The organism is Streptomyces sp. 17_S59, assembly GCF_056930295.1.
On the sequence record NZ_JBXOWD010000001.1, the window covers coordinates 4,291,661 to 4,312,521 of the forward strand.

The window sequence follows — 20,861 nt, forward strand, 5'->3', positions numbered from 1 at the left end:
ACGAGCGTTAGGCGGCTACGCGCATGAACTACTGGGACGCGGACCTGCAGAAGTGGGTCGACTCCCCGCCCGACGGACACGAACCCGACGTCACCATTGCGCCCGGCATGGACCCCGGCCGGCCGCCCCGCGGCCGCATCCTCGCCGGGATTCTCCTCGGCGCGGTCCTCGCGGGTGGCTTCGGCACCGGCATCTGGGCGTTCGTACGCGACGACGGCGGCGGTGACGACAACCCCCACGTTCCCCTGTCGCCCGGCCTGACCGCCTCGGCGACCCCCGAGCCGTACCCGACGGAGATGCCCCCCTTCACCTATGAGCCGGGCACGGGCACGCAGAGCACGCCGAGCACACTGAGCACACCGAGCCCGGCCGCCCCCGGGTTCCTCCACACCGTGGATCCCGAGGGCTACGTCCTGGACGTCCCCACGGGCTGGCAGCGCAGCACGGACCGCGGCAGCGTCTTCTACCAGTCGCCGGACCGCCGCAGTCTCGTCCAGGTCTGGGTGCTGACCCCGCCGGCCGCGACCCCGTACCAGTCCGTCCAGGAGATCGAGTCGTACGTCTCCCAGTACAAGGACTACCGGAAGACCCGGCTGATCAACGCCACCGGGCCGGGGAACCCGGCCGAGCTGGAGTACACCTACACGCTGCCCGACTCCACCACCCGGCGCGTCGTCGTCCGCGCCTACACCGCGCCCGACGGCAAGCAGTACGCCCTGCTGGTCGGCGGGCCCGACAGCGACTGGCAGCACATCTATGCCGTGCAGCGGCAGCTGCTGGGGTCCTTCTGCCCGAACGTCTCCTCCTGCAGTTAGCCGCGACTCTGAGTGACCCGTGTCACTCTTTGTGAAAAGAGAGGCATAGGTTTCCGCCTTCTGGTTAGCAGCGTCCCGTTGCCGGTCCGGCCGCCCGCCGGCCGCCCGGTGACGGGACCCGGACCGCTGAAGAACCGGAAGGCAGAGGCAGAGAGTGATGTCGTCAGTCGAGACCATCCACGTCGACGGAGTGTGGCGCGCCGCCGCGTCCGGCGCCCAGCGGGAGGTACTCGACCCCGCCGACGCCACGCTCCTCGCAGTCGTGGCGGAGGGCGGCGCGGACGACACCGACGCTGCCGTCGCCGCCGCCCGCCGCGCCTTCGCCGGGGGCGCGGGTGCCTGGCCGCGCACGCCCGTCGCCGAGCGGGCCGCGCTGCTGCGGCGCGTCGCCGGGCTGCTCGAGCGCGACCGCGAGGAACTCGCGCTGACCGAGAGCCGCGACACCGGCAAGACTCTCGAAGAGGGCCGGATCGACGTCGACTGCGTGCGCGACGCGTTCCGTTACTTCGCCGACCTCGTCGTGGCCGAGGGCCCCGGCCGCGTCGTCGACGCGGGCTCGGCGGACGTCCACAGCGTGGTCGTGCACGAGCCGGTCGGCGTGTGCGCGCTCATCACGCCCTGGAACTACCCGCTGCTGCAGGCGAGCTGGAAGATCGCCCCGGCTCTGGCCGCGGGCAACACCTTCGTCGTCAAGCCCAGCGAGGTCACCCCGCTGTCGACCGTGCACCTGGTGCGGCTGCTGGCCGAGGCCGGGCTGCCGGACGGTGTCGCCAACCTCGTGACCGGCGCCGGGGACCCCGTCGGCGCCCGCCTCGCCGAGCACCCGCACGTGGACCTCGTCTCCTTCACCGGCGGCCTCGCCAGCGGCACCAAGGTGATGCGGGCCGCCGCCCCCACCGTCAAGAAGGTGGCTCTCGAACTCGGCGGCAAGAACCCCAACGTCGTCTTCGCCGACGCCTGCGAGACCGAGGCCGACTTCGACACCGCCGTCGACCAGGCCCTCAACGCCGCCTTCATCCACAGCGGCCAGGTCTGCTCGGCGGGCTCCCGGCTCATCATCGAGGAGTCGGTCCGCGACCGCTTCGTCGCCGAACTCGCCCGCCGAGCCGACCGGATCAGGCTCGGCCGCGGCACCGAGAAGGGCGTCGAGTGCGGCCCCCTCGTCTCCGCCGCACAGCTCGCCAGGACCGAGGCGTACGTCGCCTCCGCGCTCGCCGAGGGCGCGGCCCTGCGCTGCGGCGGCAGGCGTCCCGAGCCCAGCGAAGTCCGCCCGGAGAACGGCTACTTCTACGCGCCGACCGTCCTGGACCTCTGCCACGGCGACATGACGGTCGTCCGCGAGGAGACCTTCGGCCCGATCCTCACCGTCGAGACCTTCCACACCGAGGACGAGGCCGTCGCCCTGGCCAACGACACCGAGTACGGGCTGGCCGGCGCGGTCTGGACGAAGGACGCGGGCCGTGCGCGCCGGGTCGCCGGGCGGCTGCGCCACGGCACGGTGTGGATCAACGACTTCCACCCGTACCTGCCGCAGGCGGAGTGGGGCGGATTCGGCAAGTCCGGCATCGGCCGGGAGCTGGGCCCCTCGGGCCTCGCCGAGTACCGCGAAGCCAAGCACGTCTACCAGAACCTGGCCCCCGCGCCCGTGCGCTGGTTCGCTGGCTGAGACACGGACACCGCCCGCCCGTACGCATCGCGACGCGAAGTAGGTTCGTCGCAGAAGGAGTTCACCCCCAACATGCCTCTCTACGACTACGTCGTCGTCGGCGGCGGCACCGCCGGCTCCGTCATCGCCTCCCGCCTCACCGAGGACCCCGGCGTCACCGTCGCCGTCATCGAGGGCGGCCCCTCCGACGTCGACCGCGAGGACGTCCTCACCCTGCGCCGCTGGCTCGGCCTGCTCGGCGGCGACCTGGACTACGACTACCCGACCACCGAGCAGCCGCGCGGCAACTCCCGCATCCGGCACAGCCGCGCCCGCGTCCTGGGCGGCTGCTCCTCGCACAACACCCTCATATCCTTCAAGCCGCTGCCCGGCGACTGGGACGAGTGGGCGGCCGCCGGTGCCGAGGGCTGGGACGCGGCGTCCATGGACCCGTACTTCGCCCGGCTGCGCAACAACATCGTGCCGGTGGACGAGAAGGACCGGAACGCCATCGCGCGGGACTTCGTCGAGGCGGCGCAGAAGGCCGCCGACGTGCCGCGCGTCGAGGGCTTCAACAACAAGCCCTTCCACGAGGGCGCCGGCTTCTTCGACCTCGCCTACCACCCCGAGAACAACAAGCGCTCCAGCGCCTCGGTGGCCTACCTCCACCCCTTCCTCGACCGCCCCAACCTCCACATCATGCTGGAGACCTGGGCGTACCGGCTGGAGCTGGCGGGCACCCGGGCGACCGGTGTGCACGTCCGCACCAAGGACGGCGAGGAGGTCCTCGTCGAGGCCCGGCGCGAGGTGCTCGTCTGCGCGGGCGCCGTCGACACCCCGCGGCTGCTGCTGCACTCGGGCATCGGCCCCAGGGCGGACCTGGAGGCCCTCGGCATCCCCGCGGTCCACGACCTGCCGGGCGTCGGCGAGAACCTGCTCGACCACCCCGAGTCGGTCATCGTGTGGGAGACGGACGGGCCGATCCCGGAGAACTCGGCGATGGACTCCGACGCGGGCCTCTTCGTCCGCCGCGACCCGGAGTCGGACGGGCCCGACCTGATGTTCCACTTCTACCAGATCCCCTTCACCGACAACCCCGAGCGCCTGGGCTACGAGAAGCCCGAGCACGGCGTGTCGATGACCCCGAACATCCCCAAGCCGCGCAGCCGCGGCCGGCTCTACCTGACCAGCGCCGACCCGTCGGTCAAGCCCGCCCTGGACTTCCGCTACTTCACGGACGAGGAGGACTACGACGCCCGTACGCTCGTCGACGGCATCCGCCTCGCCCGCGAGATCGCGAAGACCGAGCCCCTGGCGGGCTGGCTCAAGCGCGAGGTCTGCCCCGGCCCGGAGATCACCGGCGACGAGGAGCTGAGCGAGTACGCGCGCAAGGTCGCCCACACCGTCTACCACCCGGCGGGCACCTGCCGGATGGGTGCGGCGACGGGCGACGAACTGGCCGTGGTGGACCCGCAGTTGCGCATCCGCGGCCTGGACGGCATCCGCATCGCGGACGCCTCCGTCTTCCCGACGATGACGGCCGTCAACCCGATGATCGGCGTGCTGATGGTGGGCGAGAAGTGTGCCGAACTGCTGGTCGAGGCCGCGACACAAGGGGGTGAGGCATAAAGATGCCCACTGTTGATACGGCTGTCGATACTGCTGTCGATACAGCCACCACCGCTCCCGTCTTCTCCGTCCGCAACCTGTGGAAGGTCTTCGGCCCCAAGGCCGGGCGCGTGCCGGGCGGTGAGCTGGCCGGCCTGTCCGCCGAGGAGCTGCGCGAGCGCACCGGCTGCACCGTGGCCGTGCGCGACGTCTCCTTCGACGTCCGCCCCGGCGAGTGCTTCGTGGTCATGGGCCTCTCCGGCTCCGGCAAGTCCACGCTCGTCCGCTGCCTGACCCGGCTCATCGAGCCCACCAGCGGCACCATCGCCATCGACGGCGAGGACGTGTGCGGCATGGACAAGGGCGCCCTGCGCGAGCTGCGCAGGCACCGCGCCGCCATGGTCTTCCAGCACTTCGGCCTGCTCCCGCACCGCACGGTCCTCGACAACGTCGCCTACGGCCTGGAGATCCAGGGCATGGGCCGGGCCGAACGCCGCGCCAGGGCCGCCGAGATGGTGACGAAGGTCGGCCTCGCGGGCATGGAGGAGCGTCGGCCCGCTCAGCTCTCCGGTGGCCAGCAGCAGCGCGTCGGCCTGGCGCGGGCGCTGGCCGCCGACCCCGAAGTGCTGCTGTTCGACGAGCCGTTCAGCGCGCTCGACCCGCTCATCCGGCGCGACATGCAGGAAGAGGTCGTGCGGCTGCACCGCGACGAGGGCCGCACGATGGTCTTCATCACCCACGACCTGAGCGAGGCGCTGCGCGTCGGCGACCGCATCGCGCTGATGCGCGGCGGCCGGGTCGTGCAGTGCGGCACCCCCGAGGAGATCGTCGGCTCCCCGGCCGACGACTACGTGCGCGACTTCGTCCGCGACGTCCCGCGCGAGCAGGTGCTGACCGTGCGCCGCGCCATGCGGCCCGTCCGGGACGCGGACGAGGCCACGACCGGCCCGGCCCTCACCCCCGCCACGACCGTGGCCGACGCCATCGAGGCCGTGGCCCGCACGGGCACCTCGGCCCGCGTCGTGGACGCCGGGCGCTGCCTCGGCGTCGTCGACTCCAGCAGCCTGCTGGGGGTGGTCGCCGGCCTGGACCGGGGACGGAACAGCTTGGAGAAGGCCGCCGCATGAGCACGACCACGACGACGGGGCGACCGGCGGTGACCGCGGCCGCCCCGCCGCCGGCCACCGCCCTCCGGGCCGCGTGGCGGCGCCCGGCCGTCCGCAAGCTGCTGCTGCTCGCGGTCCTCGCGGCCGCGCTCGTGCCGTTCGCCGCCGCCCGCTGGGGGAGCGGCAGCTGGCCGTCCGGGCTCACCGTGGCCCTGGACGACCCGCTGCACAAGGCCAACGACTGGATCGTCGACAACCGCGACAGCCACTGGCTGTTCCTGTACTTCTTCGGGCACATCAGCAACGCCGTCATCGCCTCCGTGCGCGGCGTGTACGTCGTGCTGCTCGCCCTCGGCTGGGCCGGGGTCACGGCGGGTGCGTCGCTGCTGGCCTGGCGCCTGGCGGGGGTGCGGGCGGCGGTGACCGCGCTCGTGTCCTTCGCCGTGTGCGGGCTGCTGGGCATGTGGGTGCCGACGATGCGCACGCTGGCCCTGATGGTGGTCGCCGTGGCGGCCTCGATCGTGGTCGGCGCGCTGCTCGGCCTCGCGGGCGGGCTGTCGGAGCGCATGTACCGGGCGCTGCGGCCCGTGCTCGACACCATGCAGGCGATGCCCGCCTTCGCCTACCTGCTCCCGGTGGTCCTGGTCTTCGGGATCGGCGTGGCGCCCGCGGTGCTGGCGACGGTCGTGTACGCGGCCCCGCCGATGGCCCGGCTCACGGCGCTGGGCCTGCGGGGCGCGGACAAGGGCGTGCTGGAGGCGGTCGACTCGCTGGGCGCGACGGGCTGGCAGCGGCTGCGCACGGCCCGGCTGCCGCTGGCGCGGCGCGAGCTGCTGCTGGGCGTCAACCAGACGATCATGATGGCCCTGTCGATGGCCGTCATCGCGTCGGTCATCGGCGCCGACGGCCTGGGCGACCGCGTCTACCAGGCCCTGTCGACGGTCGACGTGGGCAGCGCCCTGGCCGCGGGAATTCCCATTGTGTTGCTGGCGATTGTGCTGGATCGCATGACGTCGGGGATCGGCTCCGCCGCCCGGTTGTGGGCAGTCGTTCCGCAGGGCGGAACGGGTGGGCACAACCGAACACGGACCCGCACCCGAACGGTCACCACGTGGGCGGCAACCGCGGCTGCAACGGCCGCCATAGCCGTAGCAGCCCGCCTCGCAGGCGCACAGTCCTGGCCCACCCACTGGACAGTGGAAATCGCCACCCCGGTCAACCACGCCAAGGACTGGCTGGTGGACCACCTCTACAACGGTCTCCCCGGAATCGGCGGCACCGCCGCCTGGGCCGCCCACTACACCGGCTGGGTCCTCGACCCGCTCCGCGACGGCCTGCAGTCCCTCCCCTGGTGGGCGGCTCTGCTGCTCGTGGCCGTCCCGGCCTGGCTGATCGGCACCTGGCGCTCGGCCCTGACCGCGGTCCTGTCGCTCGCGGCGATCGGCGTGCTGGGCCGCTGGGACCCGGCCATGGACACCCTCTCCCAGGTGCTGGCGGCGGTCGCCGTCACGCTGGTGCTGGGCTTCGCGGTCGCGGTCGTCGTGGCGCGCAGCGAGCGGGTGGAGCGGCTGCTCCGCCCCGTGCTGGACGTCTGCCAGACGATGCCGCAGTTCGTGTACCTGATCCCGGTCGTGGCCCTCTTCGGCGTCGGCCGCGCCCCGGCCGCCGCCGCGGCGATCGTGTACGCGCTGCCGGCCGTGGTCCGCATCGTCGGCCAGGGCCTGTGCCAGGTGGACCCGGCGGCGCTGGAGTCCGCGCGGTCGCTGGGCGCGACGGGCGGGCAGCAGCTGCGGCAGGTGCAGTTCCCGCTGGCGAGGCCGCAGTTGCTGCTGGCCGTGAACCAGGCGGTGGTGCTGGTGCTGTCCGTCGTCATCATCGGCGCGCTGGTCGGCGGTGGCGCCCTCGGCTACGAGGTCGTCTTCGGACTGGCGCAGGGAAACCTGGCCGTGGGCCTGGTGGCCGGTACGGCGATCGCCTGCCTGGGCCTGATGCTCGACAGGGTGACGCAACCGACGAAGGCGGCCGATGCGCATGCGAAGGAGGCGAACTGAGATGAAGCGCAAGGCGATTCCGGCCACGGCCGCAGCAACCGCGGCCGTGCTGGCGGCGACCGCCACGGGCTGCGGCGCGGCCGACATGACCAAGCAGTCGTCCCCGTACGCCAATGCGGCGGGCGCGAAGACCGTCACGCTGTCCGTGCAGTCGTGGGTGGGCGCCCGTGCGAATGCGGCGGTGGCGCAGTACCTGCTGGAGCACGAGCTGGGCTACCGCGTGGACACCGTGCAGGTGGACGAGGTCCCGGCCTGGGACGCCCTCAGCCAGGGCCGCGTGGACGCGATCCTGGAGGACTGGGGCCACCCGGACCAGGAGAAGCGGTACGTCGAGGACAAGAAGACGGTCTCCGACGGCGGCGAACTCGGGGTCACCGGCCACATCGGCTGGTGGGTGCCCAAGTACTTCGCCGACGCCCATCCGGACGTCCTGGACTGGAAGAACCTCAACAAGTACGCCTCCCAGCTGCGCACCCCGGAGAGCGGCGGCAAGGGCCAGCTGCTCGACGGCTCGCCGTCGTACGTCACCAACGACAAGGCGCTGGTGAACAACCTGAAGCTCGACTACCAGGTCGTCTTCGCGGGCTCCGAGGCGGCGCAGATCACGCAGATCAAGCAGTTCGCGAAGGAGAAGCGTCCGTTCCTGACGTACTGGTACGAGCCGCAGTGGCTGTTCAACGAGGTGCCGATGGTCGAGGTGAAGCTCCCCGAGTACACGGACGCGTGTGCGGAGAAGGGGACGAAGGATCCGTCGACGGTCAACTGCGCTTATCCGACGACGCCGCTGAAGAAATACCTGAACACGGACTTCAAGCGGAAGGGCGGGAAGGCCGCGCGGCTGCTGGAGAACTTCCGCTGGACGAAGGCGGATCAGAACGAGGTCGCGCAGATGATCGCGGAGGACAAGCTGTCGCCGGAGGAGGCGGCGAAGCGGTGGGTGCAGCGGCACCCGGAGAAGTGGAAGGCATGGACGGGCTGATTCCGCAGCCCGTTCCGGATTCCCGGGGACCGGCGTCCCTTCCCCTGCCGCCGGTCCCCGGGCACCACAGGCGCACAATGACGCCATGTCCACCAAGGCGCGCATACCGCGCGCATCAGCATCACGCAAGGACCGCCGGTCGGCCGCCGTCTACGCGGTCCTCGGCCTCGTCGCCGCGGTAGCCGCGGGCATCCTGCTCCTCGTCGTCGTCCCCGCCGAGCACGCCGAGGAGCGCGACTTCCTGGCGACGCCCGTCTGCCCGGCGGCCGGCGACTGCTTCCGGCCGGAGCCGGTCACCGTGGTCAAGGTCGTCCGCGACACCCAGCACAAGACGCCCCGCTTCTCGCTGCGCTTCACGGACCGCGACGGAAACCGCCGCATCATCGAGATGAAGGGGCAGCATCCGGTCGTGGACGTCGTCAGGCCCGGCGATCCCGTGACCGCCTGGAGCTGGCGGGGCGAGATCCGCTTCGTCGAATTCCAGGGCGGGCGGCAGTACACACAGGCGGCTCCCACGAACGACTTCCAACTGCCCGCCGTCATCGGCATGGTGCTGGCGCCCTTCCCCCTGCCCTTCTTCTGGTCGGCGTACTGGCTGGCACGCCGGTCGGCCAGGTCGCAGCGGCGCTCGCCCTGGCAGGTCGCCGTGCCGTGCTTCGCGGCAGCGGCCGTCGCGTGCGCCGGGGGCCTGGGCGCCTACTCGCAGGAGACCACGGCGGACGCGCTGGAGTACACGGCCGTCGGCGCCGTGCCCATCGTGGTCGTCGCCGCCACCGTGCTCGTCGGGAACACCCTCCGAGACCGCCGGGAGAAGACCGACACGGTCGGGATCACCCCGGTCGTCCCCGACGGGGAGGAGATCCTCACCGGCATGGTCATCGGTGACGTCCCGTACAGCGTGGAGGGCTTCAACGTCCTCGTCGCCGGTCCCGGCCTGCTGGTGTCGACCCCCGATCCCACGGGCCGCATCGCCCGCAAGGTCGTGCCGGACACGCTGGTCGTGGAGCGCGTCCGCCCGCCCTACCGCTCGGACCCCGGACCGGAGCTGGTGCCCCACTTCCTGGTGGCGGAGTGCCGTGACGGCGACAAGCGGGTGCTGATCGCGGCGGCCGACGAGCACATGGCCCGGGTCCTGGGGGCCCTGGGCGGCGTCAGGAGGCCAGCAGACGGGCCGCCGCCTCCTCCACCGCTGCCATCGCCTGCCGGTGCAGACCGCCCCCGAACGTGACCCGCGCCGCACCCAGCGCGCCCAGCTCGCGCGGCGAAGGGCCGCCGGGCTTGGCCATGGCGTTGACCGGCAGCCCGACGGCCTCGGCGATCGGCGCGAGCAGTTCGGCCGGGGCGAGGATCGGATAGACGCAGTCGGCACCCGCGGCCGCGTACAGCCGCCCGCGATCGATCGCGGCGGAGACGTCCCCGACGCCCTTCAGGAAGGTGTCGACACGGGCGTTGAGGACCAGCCGGTCACCTGCCGCGGCCCGTACCTCCGCCAGCCAATCCGCCTGCTCCTGCGGGTCCTTGAGCCGTTCGGAGCCGCGCTCGGTGTCCTCCAGGTTGCAGCCGACGGCCCCCGTCTCCAGCGTCCGCTCCACCAGTTCGCCCGGCGCGAGCCCGTACCCGTCCTCCAGGTCGGCCGTGACGGGCACGCCGTCCGCGCTCACCGCGCGCACGATCCGGGCGACCGCCGCGAACATCTCCTCCGGCGGCGCGGCGCCGTCCGCGTACCCCAGCGACGCCGAGACCCCCGCACTCGGCGTCGCCAGGGCCCGGAAGCCCGCACTTGCGAAGACACGGGCGCTGGCGGCGTCCCAGGGTCCGGGAAGGACGAGGGGAGAGCCGGGAGCCCGGTCGTGGTGAAGTGCGCGGAAGGCGGCCGCTGCAGCCGTGGCGGTCGCGGCGGTCGTCCCCGCACTGTCGTTCGTCGTCGTCATGCCGACGACGGTAGGCCCGTGGCGGCCCGGCGGCGTGGTCCATTCGCCGCCCGATGCCGCGGGCCACTTGGGCCGGATCGGCTTGGGCCGGGATCAGCCGCCGTACGGGCGGGTGATCAGCTCCATGCCGTGCCCGGACGGGTCCGGGAAGTACACGCCCCGGCCGCCGTCGTTGTGGTTGATCTGCATCGGCTGCTTCTGGTGCGGGTCGGCCCAGTACGTGAGCCCGGCTTCCTTGATCCGCGCGAACGACGCGTCGAACTCCTCCTCGGAGATGAGGAAGGCGTAGTGCTGCGGGGCGACCGGCGATCCGGACGGAACCTCCGCGAAGTCGAGAGTCACGCCGTTGGCGGTGGAGACCGGAATGAACGGGCCCCACTCGTCCCCGACTTCCAGGCCCAGGATGTGGGCGAGGAACTCCGCCGACTCCCGCTTGTTCTTGGAAGCGATGATGGTGTGGTTCAGTTCGACAGACAAGGTGGATGCCTCCGAAGGCAATCTCACGGACACCTCCACGCCTCACCCGGCCGGTGACCGACGCGCGGTGCCGCATTTCGATCATAGGTACGGTCCGGTGGGAACCGCGAGGCTCAGGCGGCTCATGCCTTGGCCCTAAGACCTCAGGCCTCGTACGCACCGGGCGCGAGCCGCGTGGTCACGCCGATCCGGTTCCAGGAGTTGATGGTGACGATCAGCGCGATGAGCTGGGCCAGCTCCTGCTCGGGGAAGTGCCGGGCGGCGCGGTCGTAGACCTCGTCCGGGACGAAGCCGTCGGTGAGGACGGTGACGGCCTCGGTGAGAGCGAGGGCCGCCTGCTCCTTCTCGGTGTAGTAGCCCGCGGCCTCCTCCCAGGCGTTGAGCAGGTAGATGCGCTCCTCCCGCTCGCCCGCCTTGCGCGCGTCCTTGACGTGCATGTCGAGGCAGAAGGCACAGTGGTTGAGCTGGGAGGCACGGATCTTGACCAGCTCGATGAGCGTCGGGTCCAGGCCCTGCCGGGAGGCCTTCTCGAGGGCGTACATGGCCTTGTAGACCTCGGGTGCGACCTGGTGGAACCGCATCCGGGGGCCGTGTCCGTGTCCGTGTCCGTGCGTTGCTTCGTTTGCAGTCGTGTTCGTCATGACAACGACGGTACGACCCGGATAGCCCAGGAGTATGGTCCATTGCCATGGATGTTTCGTGGGCCATTTCGGGCGTGGATCTGCACCTGGACCTCCCGGGGACGGGTGCCGGGGCTGGTGCCGGGACCGCCGGCACCGGTGAGGCGGCCGCCCGCGGCGTGCGTGCCGCCCTCACCCGCGCCCTGCGCGAGGCCGTGCGCTCGGGCCGCCTGGCCCCCGGCACCCGCCTGCCCTCCTCCCGCACCCTCGCCAAGGACCTCGGCCTGGCCCGCAACACCGTCGCCGAGGCGTACGGCGAGCTGGTCGCCGAGGGCTGGCTCACCGCCCGGCAGGGCTCCGGCACCCGCGTCGCCCAGCGCCCCGCCCCGCCCCGCGAGCCGGTCGCGCGCCGCTCCGTCCCGCCCCGCGTGCCGCCGCGCCCCGTGCACGACCTGCGCGCCGGCCCCTGCGACGTGTCCGCCTTCCCCCGCGCCGCCTGGCTCTCCGCCACCCGCCGCGCCCTGGCCGCCGCCCCGCACGAGGCCTTCGGGTACGGCGACGGCCGCGGCCGCCCGGAGCTGCGGGCGGCCCTCGCCGGCTACCTGGCGCGCACCCGCGGGGTGCGCCTGGACCCGGACCGGATCGTGGTCTGCGCCGGGTTCACCCAGGGCCTGGCGGTCATGGGACGGGTGCTGCGGCGCCGCGGCGTGGAGGCGATCGGCACGGAGTCGTACGGGCTGTGGGCCCACCGCGAGATCACGGACCGGGCCGGACTGCGCACCATACCTCTGAGGCTGGATCAGAAAGGCGTGCACACGGACCACTTGAGCCAGGATCCCCCGCAGGACATGGGCGCGATGCTCCTCACCCCCGCCCACCAGTTCCCCACCGGCGTCCCCCTGCACCCCGACCGGCGCGCCGCCGCCGTCGACTGGGCCTCGCACACGGGCGGCCTGATCCTGGAGGACGACTACGACGGCGAGTTCCGCTACGACCGCCAGCCCGTCGGCGCGCTCCAGGGCCTCGCCCCCGAACAGGTCGTCTACTGCGGCACCGCCAGCAAGGCCCTGGCCCCCGGGCTCCGCCTGGCCTGGCTCGTCGTCCCCGAGCACCTCGTCGGCGACGTGCTGGAGGTCAGGTCCGTGGGGGAATGGGGCGTGGGCGTCATGGAACAGCTCGCGCTCGCGGAGTTCATGGAGTCCGGCGCCTACGACCGGCACGTCCGCGCCATGCGCCTGCGCTACCGGCGCCGCCGCGACCGGCTCGTGGCCGCGCTCGCCGAGCACGCCCCGCACATCCGCGTCACCGGCATTGCGGCAGGCCTGCACGCCGTCCTCGAACTCCCGCCGGGCACAGAGCGTGCCACCGTGCAGGCCGCGGCCTGGCGGGGCCTGGCCCTGGACGGCCTGGGCCGCTTCCGCCACCCCGGCCTCCCGGCCTCGGACCCGGGCCCCGGCGACGGCGTGCTCGTCGCCTACGGCACCCCGCCCGAGCACGGCTTCTCCGGCGCGCTGGAGGCCCTGCTCAGCGTGCTGCCGGGGCCCGCGGAGTGACGGCCTAGCCGCCCGGCCGCACCAGGGTCAGGCGCCGGTCGGGCAAATGGCCGGTGAGCGCCACGGTCGGGCCGTGCGAGAGCACTTTCGGGTCCGGCACGTCGGAGGGCACCGGCTCGGCGGTCTCCGGCCGGTCGGCGGCGCCGGGCACGGGGGGAAACGGCGCGGCCGTCTCGATCAGCCGCTGGTAGTGGTCCAGCCACTTGGCCCGGTTCACGCTGACCGCGGCGGTGATCCGCCCCCGGTAGCCGTAGACCACGACGAGCCTGCGCTCCTCCACGGACCCCTGCGCGAGGACGACTTGATCGGAGAAGGTCGGCACCCCGACGGACTTGATGTTCAGCCCGAACTGGCTGGACCAGAACGCCGGAACCGCCAGGTGCGGGCGCCTACGCGGCCCCGGGCTGATCATGTTGTGGGCCGCGACCTCCGCCTGCGCGACCGCATTGCCCCAGTGCTCGAGCGAGAGCATCTGGTACTCGAAGAGCGGGTGCGGGAAGCGGGCGACGTCCCCGGCGACGAAGACGTCGTCCGTGACGATCCCGTACATGTTGAACGCCCGGCACCCCGCGTCGCAGGCCACGCCGCGCGGCCCCGCGGCGAGCCCCGAGTCGGCAAGCCACTCGGTGTTGCGCATCGCGCCGAGGGCGACCACGGCCACGTCCGCCTCGATCCGGCTGCCGTCGGAGAACTCGGCCCCGGTGAGCCGCCCGTTGCTGCTGGTGAGGCCCGTGACCGTCACCCCGCACCGCAGGTCCACCCCGTGCTCGCGCTGGAGCAGCGCGGCGAAGGCGCCCAGCTTCGCGCCGAGCGCGCCGACGAGGGGCGCGGGCCCGCGCTCGGCGACGGTCACGTCGAGGCCGCGCTCCCGGCAGGCGGAGGCGATCTCCGAGCCGGTGAACCCGGCGCCGATCACCAGCACCCGCCGCGGCCCGGCGTCCAGCCGCTGGGCCAGTTCGGCGGCGTCGTCGCGGGTGCGCACGGTCAGCACGCCGTCCAGCCTGGCCTCGTCCGGCATCGGCCAGGGCCGGGCCCGGGTGCCGGTGGCGATGAGCAGCCGGTCGAAGGGCACGTGCTCGCCGTCGGCGAGCAGCACCTGCTTGCGGTCCGGGTCGACCCCCGCGGCGCGCACGCCGAGCCGCCACGTCGCGTCCACCTTCCGGCGCTGCGGCAGCCCGCACTCCTCGGCCCGCGCCCGCCCCAGCAGCACCTGCTTGGACAACGGCGGCCGGTCGTACGGGGCGTGGGGCTCCTCCCCGATCAGGGTCAGCGGCCCGGTGAACCCCTCCGCGCGCAGCGCCTCGGCCGCGCGCAGCCCCGCGAGGGAGGCGCCGACGATGACGATCCGCGCTTCGAGCAGCTCACGCTCACGGTCGCGTTCACGCTCGCGGTCGCGTTCACGCGACACGGCCGCTGCCCGCCTCTTCGCCGACCATGATGGCCTGCACCGGGCAGGCCGCCGCGGCCCGCTGCACCCGCTCGGCCTGCCCGTCGGGCACGGCGGGCGAGTACAGCAGGGCCTCCTCGCCGTGCAGCGCGAACACCCGCGGGGCGAGGAACACGCACTGGGCGTAGCCCTGACAGCGATTGAGATCGACGACGATCCGCATCCGGCTCCGCTCCTCGCTCTTCGCTTCGCGCTCCGCGCCGCGTCGGTCACTTCCGTCCTACTCCCCATTCGGGGCGGGCGCGGGCGGGGCTGGGCCGGGAGGGGGATGACGCGGAGTGACGACCGCAGGGAAAAGACCTTGCACGGAAACGCAGGCCCGGGGTACGGTCGGCCACACCTGGGCCCGGCGCGCGGACGCCGGCCCGTTCAGCACCCTCGGCCTGCTCGACCGGCTCGTCTACGACAACCCCGAGCCCCTCGTCACCCTCGCGACTCTCGCGGGCGCCACGTCCCGCATCCGCGTCCAGACCGAAGTGCTCATCGCGCCCCACCACAACACCGCGATACTCGCCAAGCAGACCGCCACGCTCGACCGCATGTCGGGCGGCCGCTTCACGCTCGGCGTCGGCATCGGCGGCCGCGAGGACGACTGCCTGGCAGCAGGCATCGACATGCGCAGCCGCGGCCGCCGCCTCGACGAGCAGATGGCCGCGCTGCGCCGGACGTGGTCCGGTGAGCCGTACGGCGAGGGAGTCGGCCCCGTCGGCCCCGCACCGGCGACGCCCGGCGGCCCCGAGGTGCTGTTCGGCGGCTTCGCCCCGGCAGCTCTTGAGCGGGTCGCCCGGTTCGGCGACGGGTTCCTCGGCGCCGCGCTGCCGCCGCAGCACATGGACGGGCTGTTCCGCGACGTCGAGAGGGCCTGGCAGAAGTACGACCGTCCCGGCCGCCCCCGGCTTGTCGCCCAGGCGAACGTGGCACTGGGCCCGGAGCCCACCGTCGAGCAGGCCCGGCGCAACATCAGCGACTACTACGCCTTCACGGGCCGCCCCGCATACATGGCGAACGGCCTCCTCACCACTCCGCACGCGATACGCGAGGCGGTCGAGGGATTCACCGGCATCGGAGCCGACGAGGTCATGCTCTACTGCTACTCCTCGGACGCCGACCAGATCGACCGCCTCGCCGATGCGCTGGGTCTGTAACTAGGCCCGGATCGGCCGGTCACGAGGCCCGCTGCCCAGCGCTTCGCGAATGGCGGCCATGCCGCGCCGGGTGGCCGCGACGGCGCCGGAGACGTTGTCGAGCGCGGCGGCTTCGGCGGCCTGGAGGCGGCAGTCACGGCAGCGGGTCTCGCCCGCGACGGGCCGGATCACGCGCCCGCAGCCGCCTGCACAGGCTTGCAGGGGCGGGGGAGCAGGGACGGGCTCGGGTGCGGGGTCCGGCATCTTGCGCAGGAGGCGGTTGCGGAGGAGCCCGGTGGGTGAGTGGACGGTCTCCGGGAGCCCGGAGGTCAGCGCGTCGCGCAGCTCACCGAAGGTCGCGCCCCGGGCCAGCCACTCGGCGGCGAGCGGGGCGAGGGTGCGTACGGCCTGCTTGTTCAGGCGCAGGCGCCGCTCGCCCCGGGTGACGGTGGTCAGCGCGAGCGCACCGCGCTCGGCGAGCGGATGGTGGGGAGGTTGGGGAGTGTTCCCCTCAGTGTTTTCTGGGGAACGGCCGACGGCCGGAGGGGTCGGGGCACCGACGGCCGGAACGGGGGCGGTCGGCGGCACGGAGGCGGCTTCGCGTCCGTCGCGTACGGCGGCGGCCTCTTCGGGGGTGAGCGGGACGTTCGAGACGAGCTGGGTGGTGGCCCAGCGGCCGCCCTCGGTCTGGTGACGCCACTCGCGGAGGTAACCCGCCGCCTTCAGCTCCTTCTTGGCGAGCTGGAAGGCGGACTTCTTGATCCCGAGGCGCTCGGCGGCCTGGGAGAGCGAGAGGTTGACGCCGGGCGGGAGGGCGAGCACGTAGGAGAGGAGGGCCTTGGCGGTGGCGGAGAGGTGGGGGTGGAGGAGGATCTCGTTCGGGATTTGGGTGAACGAGCGCGCGGGGGCGATAGCATGCCGGAGCATCGCTGAGAACCTTTCGAGAGCCTGGGTTCTCGGGTGTAGACCCCCGTCGCCGGTTGCAGCCAGCGCCGGGGGTCGCCCCGTATATGGCACGAGGCAACCCGATGCCGGGCACGCTACTGCACGGACAGGGTTTGTGGAGGATGCTTCACACTTCCAACGCCCGTGCGATTAATGGCAGATGTGCCGCCGGGTGCCGTCGCGCAGGGTGTCGGTGATGGGGCTGGCGCACCCGGCGGGGCAGGGCTTCGGAATGGCGGCGGTGTTGGTTTTCCGCTCCGGCGGATGGTTGCAGACGGAGCAGTACCAGATGGGGGAGTGGGGCGTCGTGTCCCACCACATGGGACTGCCGCACATTTGGCATCGGGTCATGGTGGTGATGGTCTGCCGAAGGGCGCAGAAGAAGGGGGAGTTCGCGGCAGATTTCACCCATGAAGATGCGGTTCAGGGGTGTGCCTGCCGCAGATGGACGCCCATGCTGGAGGTCAGTTCGACGGCGGAGACGGTGTCGCCGTCGCGGAGGGCCTTGGCCCGCTTGCGCTTGATCGCGCGGCACTCCTCGCAGGGCGCGCCGTGATCGTGGGGCCTGGCCCCGGGGTAGGCGGCCAGGGCGTCGGTGATGAGGCGGGCCTCGACCTCGCGGAGGGGACAGAGGAAGGTCACGTACGCCTTCCCGTGGGACGCCGGTTCCGGTACGACCTGCACGGCATGTCCGTGCGCACGCAGCGCGTCATGCAGCTCGCGCGCCATGCGGGCGGCGGTCTGGCGGATGGAGTCGAAGTCATGGGGCATGGGTGAGTACCTCGGTCGTGGGTTGTCCGCTCCGGTTTCGGTTCCCAGCATCGGGGCGTGGGGCTACGCTCACCAGGGGTAACGATTTTCGGCACGGCAACGCGAAAACGGGTGGTAGCGGTGCCCGCACCCAAGGAACTTGACCCATCGGTGTCTCTGGCGGCCCTGTACGGGGCGAAGTTGCGCAAGCTGCGCGAGCGGGCGGGTTTGACGCAACGCGAGTTGGGCGCCATGGTTCCGGTGGCTCACAGCAGGATCGCCCAGTACGAACTGGGCAATGAGACGCCCACCGAGGCCATCTCGAAGCGACTCGACGAACTCCTCGGGGCGGACGGGGACCTCAACGATCTGCGGGACCATGCTGAGCGGTTCCCGCCCACGGACGCGTTCCGTAAGTACAAGGAGTACGAGGCCAAGGCGACTGCCGTGCACAAATACCTTGCGCACCACGTGCCGGGTCTGTTGCAGACCGAGGCGTATGCCCGGGAGGTCATTCGTGAGGCCCTGCCGTGGTGCAGCGCTGACGAAATTGAAGAGAAGGTAGCGGCACGACTTGCTCGCAGGAGCCTTCTTGAGGGCCCCTCGGCGCCGCTGTACTGGTCCGTCCTCGACGAAGCCGTACTTCGCCGCCCTGTAGGCGGTCCATCAGCTATGCGTGAACAACTCGCAAGCCTGCTGGAGTGTGTCCAGGCTCCCAACATCGAGGTGCAGGTTCTGCCGTTCTCGGTTGGCTGCCACGCGGCTATGGGCGAATCCGTGACTCTCTTGTCGTTCGACAATGCCCCGAATGTGGTTTACCTGGAGGGAGGCGCCTCCTTGACCGCCTTGGTGAGAGATCGCAAAGCGGTTGCCCGGCACTCCCATCGTTACCACCGTGCACACGCTGCGGCGCTCTCGACGGTGGCGTCCAGCAGATGGATTGAAAAGGCAATCGAGGAGTTCGACACATGCTGAGCAAGGCCACTTGGCGCAAGTCAACGTACAGCGCGGGACAGGAGGATTGCGTCGAGGTAGCTGCCGTCTGGCGCAAGTCAACATACAGCGATACAGGCGCAGAATGTGTCGAGATAGCCGACAACATACCCATCGGCATCGGCATCGGCACCGGCACCGTCCCCGTCCGAGACAGCAAGAACCCCACCGGCCCGGCCCTGCACTTCCCGGCCGCCGCCTGGTCCACCTTTGTAACGGCTCTGAAACGCGGCTAAGGAGCGAACATGGCGAGGCAAAAGAGCCCCGCGCCACTCAGATGCGGGGCTCCACAACGCACTTACTGTGCTGCCTGTCCACTCCCTGGGCATGTCTCTCGACTGTCGTCGGGCTTCTGGTGGTACGCCACCTGTTCCCCCGGCTCTGCACCCACCCACTGCTGACACTCCGGGCAGGTTCCGTGACACTGCATCGGGTCGAATCGCTGGCCTCGCATGCAGACCTCCCATCGGGCACCACACACTGCGGCCCCGATGATGCGGTCCACGGGAGATCGACCGCTAGACCGCCTCGGGGAGGTCGTAGGCCGCCCCGCCAGGCTGCTGGCCGGAGCGCAGCGCGTACTGGAACACGCAGAAGATCCGCGCCCCGCTGTGGAAGTTCACACCAAACCCGGGGTGCATGCTCGGCGTGCCACGGTGCGAGTAGCCGTAGGTCTCGGCGATCTCCCGATGGCCCGAGTTCGCCAGGGCCGCGGCCAGGTACAGCTCCGCCGTCTTCACCGGGATCTTGCCGCCCTGGAGAAGCTCGGGGAACGTCACCTCAGCCGACGGCTCACCTTCGACCGGCGGAGGCTCCTCCTCAGAGATCTTCTCACCGGGGGCCGCAGCGTAGGTGATCGCGGTCCAGATCTGTGCGCCGGTGGTGAACTCGATCTTCAAGCCGCATGGTCTCTTCGTTCCCTCTTCCCACGGCTCGACCGTGCGGATGCCCGGAGCCTGAGCGAGGGCCTTGACGGCGAACTCCTGGAAGCGTACGGGTCGCATTTGTGATCATTTCCTTCCGTCGCGATCGCCCAGTCTAGGGAGGCCGCGCCTCCCCAGGGGCACGGACGGGGCCAACGAACACCAATGAGCGACTTCGTCAGGGACCTTGAGGTTCGAAGGCCATTTGCCTTGGCCGCCACCACAGGGGTTGGGGCAGCCCGCGGGCGTCGAGGTACTGCGGGATGACAGCTGATCCGCAGGAAAAAATAGGCAGGGCGGGACGGCATCCGCCTGCTAGCGTTCGGGACGACCGAGACACCGCCCGAGGAGGTGAGACCCCGATGAACGCTGTATCTGTGTGGGTGCTCCCCCTCATCGTCACGGTCGGGCGATAGACGTAGTTGTCGCCGGGAGCGCCTCAGCAACAAGGCACTCCCGAAGGGCAACGACTATGTCTACTTACTTCACTTCTGAAACCTCGTCGAACGGTGTCACTGAACGCGACTTCACCGTGGGTGAGATCCCCGGCGTACTCTGGTCGCCCGCAACCGCAACTGCCACCGACCGCGCACCCCTGGTGCTGATGGGCCACGGCGGCGGCACCCACAAGAGGTGGCCGGGGATGGTGGGCCGTGCCCGCCAACTCGTGACCGACGCCGGCTTCCACGTCGCCTGCATCGACGCACCCAGTCACGGCGACCGGCCGAGCACGGCCTACGACGAGCAAGAGATAGCCGCGATGTTTGCGGCACGCGCGGCGGGCGAGCCGGAAGGCCCGATCGTCGTCCGTTACAACGACTACCTGGCCGAGCGCGCCGTGCCGGAGTGGCAGGCAACCCTGGATGCGCTCCAGGAACTCCCGGAGATCGGCACCGAAGGCCCGGTCGGCTACTTCGGCCTGAACATGGGCACTGCGATCGGCGTGCGGCTGGCGGCGGTGGATCCCAGGATCGCGGCCGCGGTCTTCGGCCTCCACTGGCCCGACACCCTGGCCGAGACGGCGAAGCAGATCACGATCCCGATCGAGTTCGTGCTCCAGTGGGACGACGAGCACATCCCGCGGGAATCCGGTCTTGCGTTGTTCGATGCCTTCGCCTCGAAGGAGAAGACGCTGCACGTCAATACGGGCAGGCACAAGGAGACGCCGAGGTTCGAGGCGGACAGCGCGGTCCGCTTCTTCGCCCGGCACCTCGGCCGAGTCGCCTGATTCGCAACTGTGACCGAGCAGTCCCGGCCGAAGTCGACTTGGCGGCATCTCGCCCTGGTCGGCTCCGGGCGTACCCGTGATGGTGGGACACGTTGACCGGCGGCGGATCCGCCGCCGGCGGACCGAGAGAGAGGAAGTCCCGCACATGCCTCCCATCCCGGTAAAGCCCGGCATCTACAAGATCCACGCCCACCTCATCGGACCGGGCATGCTGGTGACGGCCACGGAGCACGCCGTCAAGTACGGCGCGCCCGTCATCGTCGACCGCCCGTACCCCGTCCCGTACGAGCAGGAGTGGGCCATCGCTCCCGCCGAGCCCGTACCCGGGTCGCCGTACGTGATCCACCTCGCCTACGAGGAGCGGGCGGGCTTCGTCCTCGCCGAGGACAAGCTCTGGGTCAACAACACCCCGCGCGAGGAATGGGCGAAGTTCACGTTCGAGCAGGTCATCGGTGGGGTCAAGATCCTGTCGGACAAGGGCCTGGCCTGGCGTGCGCCGCACCGCGGGGCGCAGATCGAAATCGTGCCGCCGAAGCCGGAGTTCCAGGAGACGTGGACTCTGGAATTCATCCGCCCGATCGAAGCGGAGTAGGCGGAGCAGGCGGAGTAGCACGAGGAAGAGCAAAGGGTGGGGTGACCGGCGAGCGGCGTCCGGTCACCCCATCG

21 protein-coding genes are annotated in these 20,861 nt (G+C 71.4%); 13 read left to right on the forward strand and 8 right to left on the reverse strand.

Translation table 11 applies throughout. The annotated features are described in order from the left end of the window. The first annotated feature begins 23 nt into the window (after positions 1–23). From AC1Z4A_RS19400 to AC1Z4A_RS19430, 7 genes are all read left to right on the forward strand, one after another. Complete coding sequence (locus AC1Z4A_RS19400; protein ID WP_483680487.1) at positions 24–815, forward strand: DcrB/PsbP domain-containing protein; 792 nt, start codon at positions 24–26, stop codon at positions 813–815. A gap of 157 nt (positions 816–972) precedes the next feature. Then, positions 973–2,481 carry an aldehyde dehydrogenase family protein gene (locus AC1Z4A_RS19405; RefSeq protein WP_483680490.1) on the forward strand — a complete coding sequence of 503 codons (1,509 nt, stop codon included), beginning with the start codon at positions 973–975 and terminating at the stop codon, positions 2,479–2,481. Between the two features lie 72 nt (positions 2,482–2,553). Next, complete coding sequence (locus AC1Z4A_RS19410; RefSeq protein ID WP_483680492.1) at positions 2,554–4,089, forward strand: GMC family oxidoreductase; 1,536 nt, start codon at positions 2,554–2,556, stop codon at positions 4,087–4,089. 2 nt (positions 4,090–4,091) lie between these two features. Next, complete coding sequence (locus tag AC1Z4A_RS19415) at positions 4,092–5,195, forward strand: quaternary amine ABC transporter ATP-binding protein (protein ID WP_483680494.1); 1,104 nt, start codon at positions 4,092–4,094, stop codon at positions 5,193–5,195. Continuing rightward, positions 5,192–7,225 (forward strand): ABC transporter permease, encoded by a 2,034-nt coding sequence (locus AC1Z4A_RS19420; RefSeq protein WP_483680495.1) that lies wholly within the window; start codon positions 5,192–5,194, stop codon positions 7,223–7,225. The genes AC1Z4A_RS19415 and AC1Z4A_RS19420 overlap by 4 nt, the downstream gene beginning before the upstream one ends. Position 7,226: 1 nt before the next feature. Continuing rightward, positions 7,227–8,204, forward strand: a complete 978-nt coding sequence (locus AC1Z4A_RS19425; protein ID WP_483680496.1) for an ABC transporter substrate-binding protein — start codon at positions 7,227–7,229, stop codon at positions 8,202–8,204. An 85-nt stretch (positions 8,205–8,289) separates the two neighbouring features. Next, complete coding sequence (locus tag AC1Z4A_RS19430; RefSeq protein WP_483680497.1) at positions 8,290–9,432, forward strand: hypothetical protein; 1,143 nt, start codon at positions 8,290–8,292, stop codon at positions 9,430–9,432. Here the strand turns inward: AC1Z4A_RS19430 and AC1Z4A_RS19435 are convergent. The 3 genes from AC1Z4A_RS19435 to AC1Z4A_RS19445 all read right to left on the reverse strand — a co-directional run bounded on the left by AC1Z4A_RS19435 (position 9,356) and on the right by AC1Z4A_RS19445 (position 11,253). Next, positions 9,356–10,135 carry an isocitrate lyase/PEP mutase family protein gene (locus AC1Z4A_RS19435; RefSeq protein ID WP_483680498.1) on the reverse strand — a complete coding sequence of 260 codons (780 nt, stop codon included), beginning with the start codon at positions 10,133–10,135 and terminating at the stop codon, positions 9,356–9,358. The two genes, AC1Z4A_RS19430 and AC1Z4A_RS19435, sit on opposite strands and share 77 nt — an antisense overlap. A gap of 93 nt (positions 10,136–10,228) precedes the next feature. Next, positions 10,229–10,612, reverse strand: coding sequence for a VOC family protein (locus AC1Z4A_RS19440; protein WP_483680499.1), 384 nt, complete (start codon positions 10,610–10,612; stop codon positions 10,229–10,231). 143 nt (positions 10,613–10,755) lie between these two features. Continuing rightward, complete coding sequence (locus tag AC1Z4A_RS19445; protein ID WP_483680500.1) at positions 10,756–11,253, reverse strand: carboxymuconolactone decarboxylase family protein; 498 nt, start codon at positions 11,251–11,253, stop codon at positions 10,756–10,758. A 47-nt stretch (positions 11,254–11,300) separates the two neighbouring features. Here AC1Z4A_RS19445 and pdxR point away from each other — a divergent pair, with 47 nt between their 5' ends. Then, positions 11,301–12,785 (forward strand): MocR-like pyridoxine biosynthesis transcription factor PdxR, encoded by a 1,485-nt coding sequence (gene pdxR / locus AC1Z4A_RS19450; RefSeq protein WP_483680501.1) that lies wholly within the window; start codon positions 11,301–11,303, stop codon positions 12,783–12,785. Positions 12,786–12,789: 4 nt separating this feature from the next. Here the strand turns inward: pdxR and AC1Z4A_RS19455 are convergent, their stop codons facing one another. Both AC1Z4A_RS19455 and AC1Z4A_RS19460 read right to left on the reverse strand, forming a co-directional pair. After that, entirely contained in the window at positions 12,790–14,193 is a 1,404-nt protein-coding gene (locus tag AC1Z4A_RS19455) for an NAD(P)/FAD-dependent oxidoreductase (RefSeq protein WP_483680502.1), read from the reverse strand. Continuing rightward, positions 14,183–14,395, reverse strand: a complete 213-nt coding sequence (locus AC1Z4A_RS19460; protein WP_483680504.1) for a ferredoxin — start codon at positions 14,393–14,395, stop codon at positions 14,183–14,185. Before AC1Z4A_RS19460 ends, AC1Z4A_RS19455 begins: the two co-directional genes overlap by 11 nt. Positions 14,396–14,510: 115 nt before the next feature. Here AC1Z4A_RS19460 and AC1Z4A_RS19465 point away from each other — a divergent pair, with 115 nt between their 5' ends. Continuing rightward, a complete protein-coding gene (locus AC1Z4A_RS19465) occupies positions 14,511–15,377 on the forward strand; it encodes an LLM class flavin-dependent oxidoreductase (RefSeq protein ID WP_483680506.1) in 867 nt (288 codons plus the stop codon). On the opposite strand, the gene AC1Z4A_RS19470 is transcribed toward AC1Z4A_RS19465, so the two are convergent. Together AC1Z4A_RS19470 and AC1Z4A_RS19475 are read right to left on the reverse strand one after the other, a co-directional pair. Beyond that, positions 15,378–16,283 (reverse strand): hypothetical protein, encoded by a 906-nt coding sequence (locus AC1Z4A_RS19470; RefSeq protein ID WP_483680508.1) that lies wholly within the window; start codon positions 16,281–16,283, stop codon positions 15,378–15,380. Between the two features lie 441 nt (positions 16,284–16,724). After that, complete coding sequence (locus AC1Z4A_RS19475) at positions 16,725–17,072, reverse strand: hypothetical protein (RefSeq protein ID WP_483680511.1); 348 nt, start codon at positions 17,070–17,072, stop codon at positions 16,725–16,727. A gap of 120 nt (positions 17,073–17,192) precedes the next feature. On the opposite strand from AC1Z4A_RS19475, the gene AC1Z4A_RS19480 reads away from it, so the two are divergent. Both AC1Z4A_RS19480 and AC1Z4A_RS19485 read left to right on the forward strand, forming a co-directional pair. Then, positions 17,193–18,026 carry a helix-turn-helix domain-containing protein gene (locus AC1Z4A_RS19480; RefSeq protein WP_483680516.1) on the forward strand — a complete coding sequence of 278 codons (834 nt, stop codon included), beginning with the start codon at positions 17,193–17,195 and terminating at the stop codon, positions 18,024–18,026. Continuing rightward, positions 18,020–18,280: a DUF397 domain-containing protein gene (locus AC1Z4A_RS19485; RefSeq protein WP_483680518.1), complete on the forward strand. Its 261-nt coding sequence runs from the start codon at positions 18,020–18,022 to the stop codon at positions 18,278–18,280. Before AC1Z4A_RS19480 ends, AC1Z4A_RS19485 begins: the two co-directional genes overlap by 7 nt. A 282-nt stretch (positions 18,281–18,562) precedes the next feature. On the opposite strand, the gene AC1Z4A_RS19490 is transcribed toward AC1Z4A_RS19485, so the two are convergent. Further along, on the reverse strand, positions 18,563–19,048 hold the full coding sequence (locus tag AC1Z4A_RS19490; RefSeq protein ID WP_483680519.1) for a hypothetical protein: 486 nt from the start codon (positions 19,046–19,048) through the stop codon (positions 18,563–18,565). 391 nt (positions 19,049–19,439) lie between these two features. Between AC1Z4A_RS19490 and AC1Z4A_RS19495 the strand changes: the two genes are divergently transcribed. Next, a complete protein-coding gene (locus AC1Z4A_RS19495) occupies positions 19,440–20,195 on the forward strand; it encodes a dienelactone hydrolase family protein (RefSeq protein ID WP_483680522.1) in 756 nt (251 codons plus the stop codon). A gap of 145 nt (positions 20,196–20,340) precedes the next feature. Further along, positions 20,341–20,787, forward strand: a complete 447-nt coding sequence (locus tag AC1Z4A_RS19500; protein ID WP_483680524.1) for a hypothetical protein — start codon at positions 20,341–20,343, stop codon at positions 20,785–20,787. The last annotated feature ends 74 nt before the right edge of the window (positions 20,788–20,861 follow it).

Bases quoted from the DNA above. Each gene is read 5' to 3' on its own strand.
- AC1Z4A_RS19460 (WP_483680504.1), bottom strand. From the start codon at position 14,395: ATGCGGATCGTCGTCGATCTCAATCGCTGTCAGGGCTACGCCCAGTGC.
- AC1Z4A_RS19495 (WP_483680522.1), top strand. From the start codon at position 19,440: ATGTCTACTTACTTCACTTCTGAAACCTCGTCGAACGGTGTCACTGAA.
- AC1Z4A_RS19410 (WP_483680492.1), top strand. From the start codon at position 2,554: ATGCCTCTCTACGACTACGTCGTCGTCGGCGGCGGCACCGCCGGCTCC.
- AC1Z4A_RS19470 (WP_483680508.1), bottom strand. From the start codon at position 16,283: ATGCTCCGGCATGCTATCGCCCCCGCGCGCTCGTTCACCCAAATCCCG.
- AC1Z4A_RS19475 (WP_483680511.1), bottom strand. From the start codon at position 17,072: ATGCCCCATGACTTCGACTCCATCCGCCAGACCGCCGCCCGCATGGCG.
- AC1Z4A_RS19420 (WP_483680495.1), top strand. From the start codon at position 5,192: ATGAGCACGACCACGACGACGGGGCGACCGGCGGTGACCGCGGCCGCC.
- AC1Z4A_RS19405 (WP_483680490.1), top strand. From the start codon at position 973: ATGTCGTCAGTCGAGACCATCCACGTCGACGGAGTGTGGCGCGCCGCC.
- AC1Z4A_RS19500 (WP_483680524.1), top strand. From the start codon at position 20,341: ATGCCTCCCATCCCGGTAAAGCCCGGCATCTACAAGATCCACGCCCAC.
- pdxR (WP_483680501.1), top strand. From the start codon at position 11,301: ATGGATGTTTCGTGGGCCATTTCGGGCGTGGATCTGCACCTGGACCTC.
- AC1Z4A_RS19400 (WP_483680487.1), top strand. From the start codon at position 24: ATGAACTACTGGGACGCGGACCTGCAGAAGTGGGTCGACTCCCCGCCC.
- AC1Z4A_RS19425 (WP_483680496.1), top strand. From the start codon at position 7,227: ATGAAGCGCAAGGCGATTCCGGCCACGGCCGCAGCAACCGCGGCCGTG.
- AC1Z4A_RS19445 (WP_483680500.1), bottom strand. From the start codon at position 11,253: ATGACGAACACGACTGCAAACGAAGCAACGCACGGACACGGACACGGA.
- AC1Z4A_RS19415 (WP_483680494.1), top strand. From the start codon at position 4,092: ATGCCCACTGTTGATACGGCTGTCGATACTGCTGTCGATACAGCCACC.
- AC1Z4A_RS19435 (WP_483680498.1), bottom strand. From the start codon at position 10,135: ATGACGACGACGAACGACAGTGCGGGGACGACCGCCGCGACCGCCACG.
- AC1Z4A_RS19490 (WP_483680519.1), bottom strand. From the start codon at position 19,048: ATGCGACCCGTACGCTTCCAGGAGTTCGCCGTCAAGGCCCTCGCTCAG.
- AC1Z4A_RS19485 (WP_483680518.1), top strand. From the start codon at position 18,020: ATGCTGAGCAAGGCCACTTGGCGCAAGTCAACGTACAGCGCGGGACAG.
- AC1Z4A_RS19430 (WP_483680497.1), top strand. From the start codon at position 8,290: ATGTCCACCAAGGCGCGCATACCGCGCGCATCAGCATCACGCAAGGAC.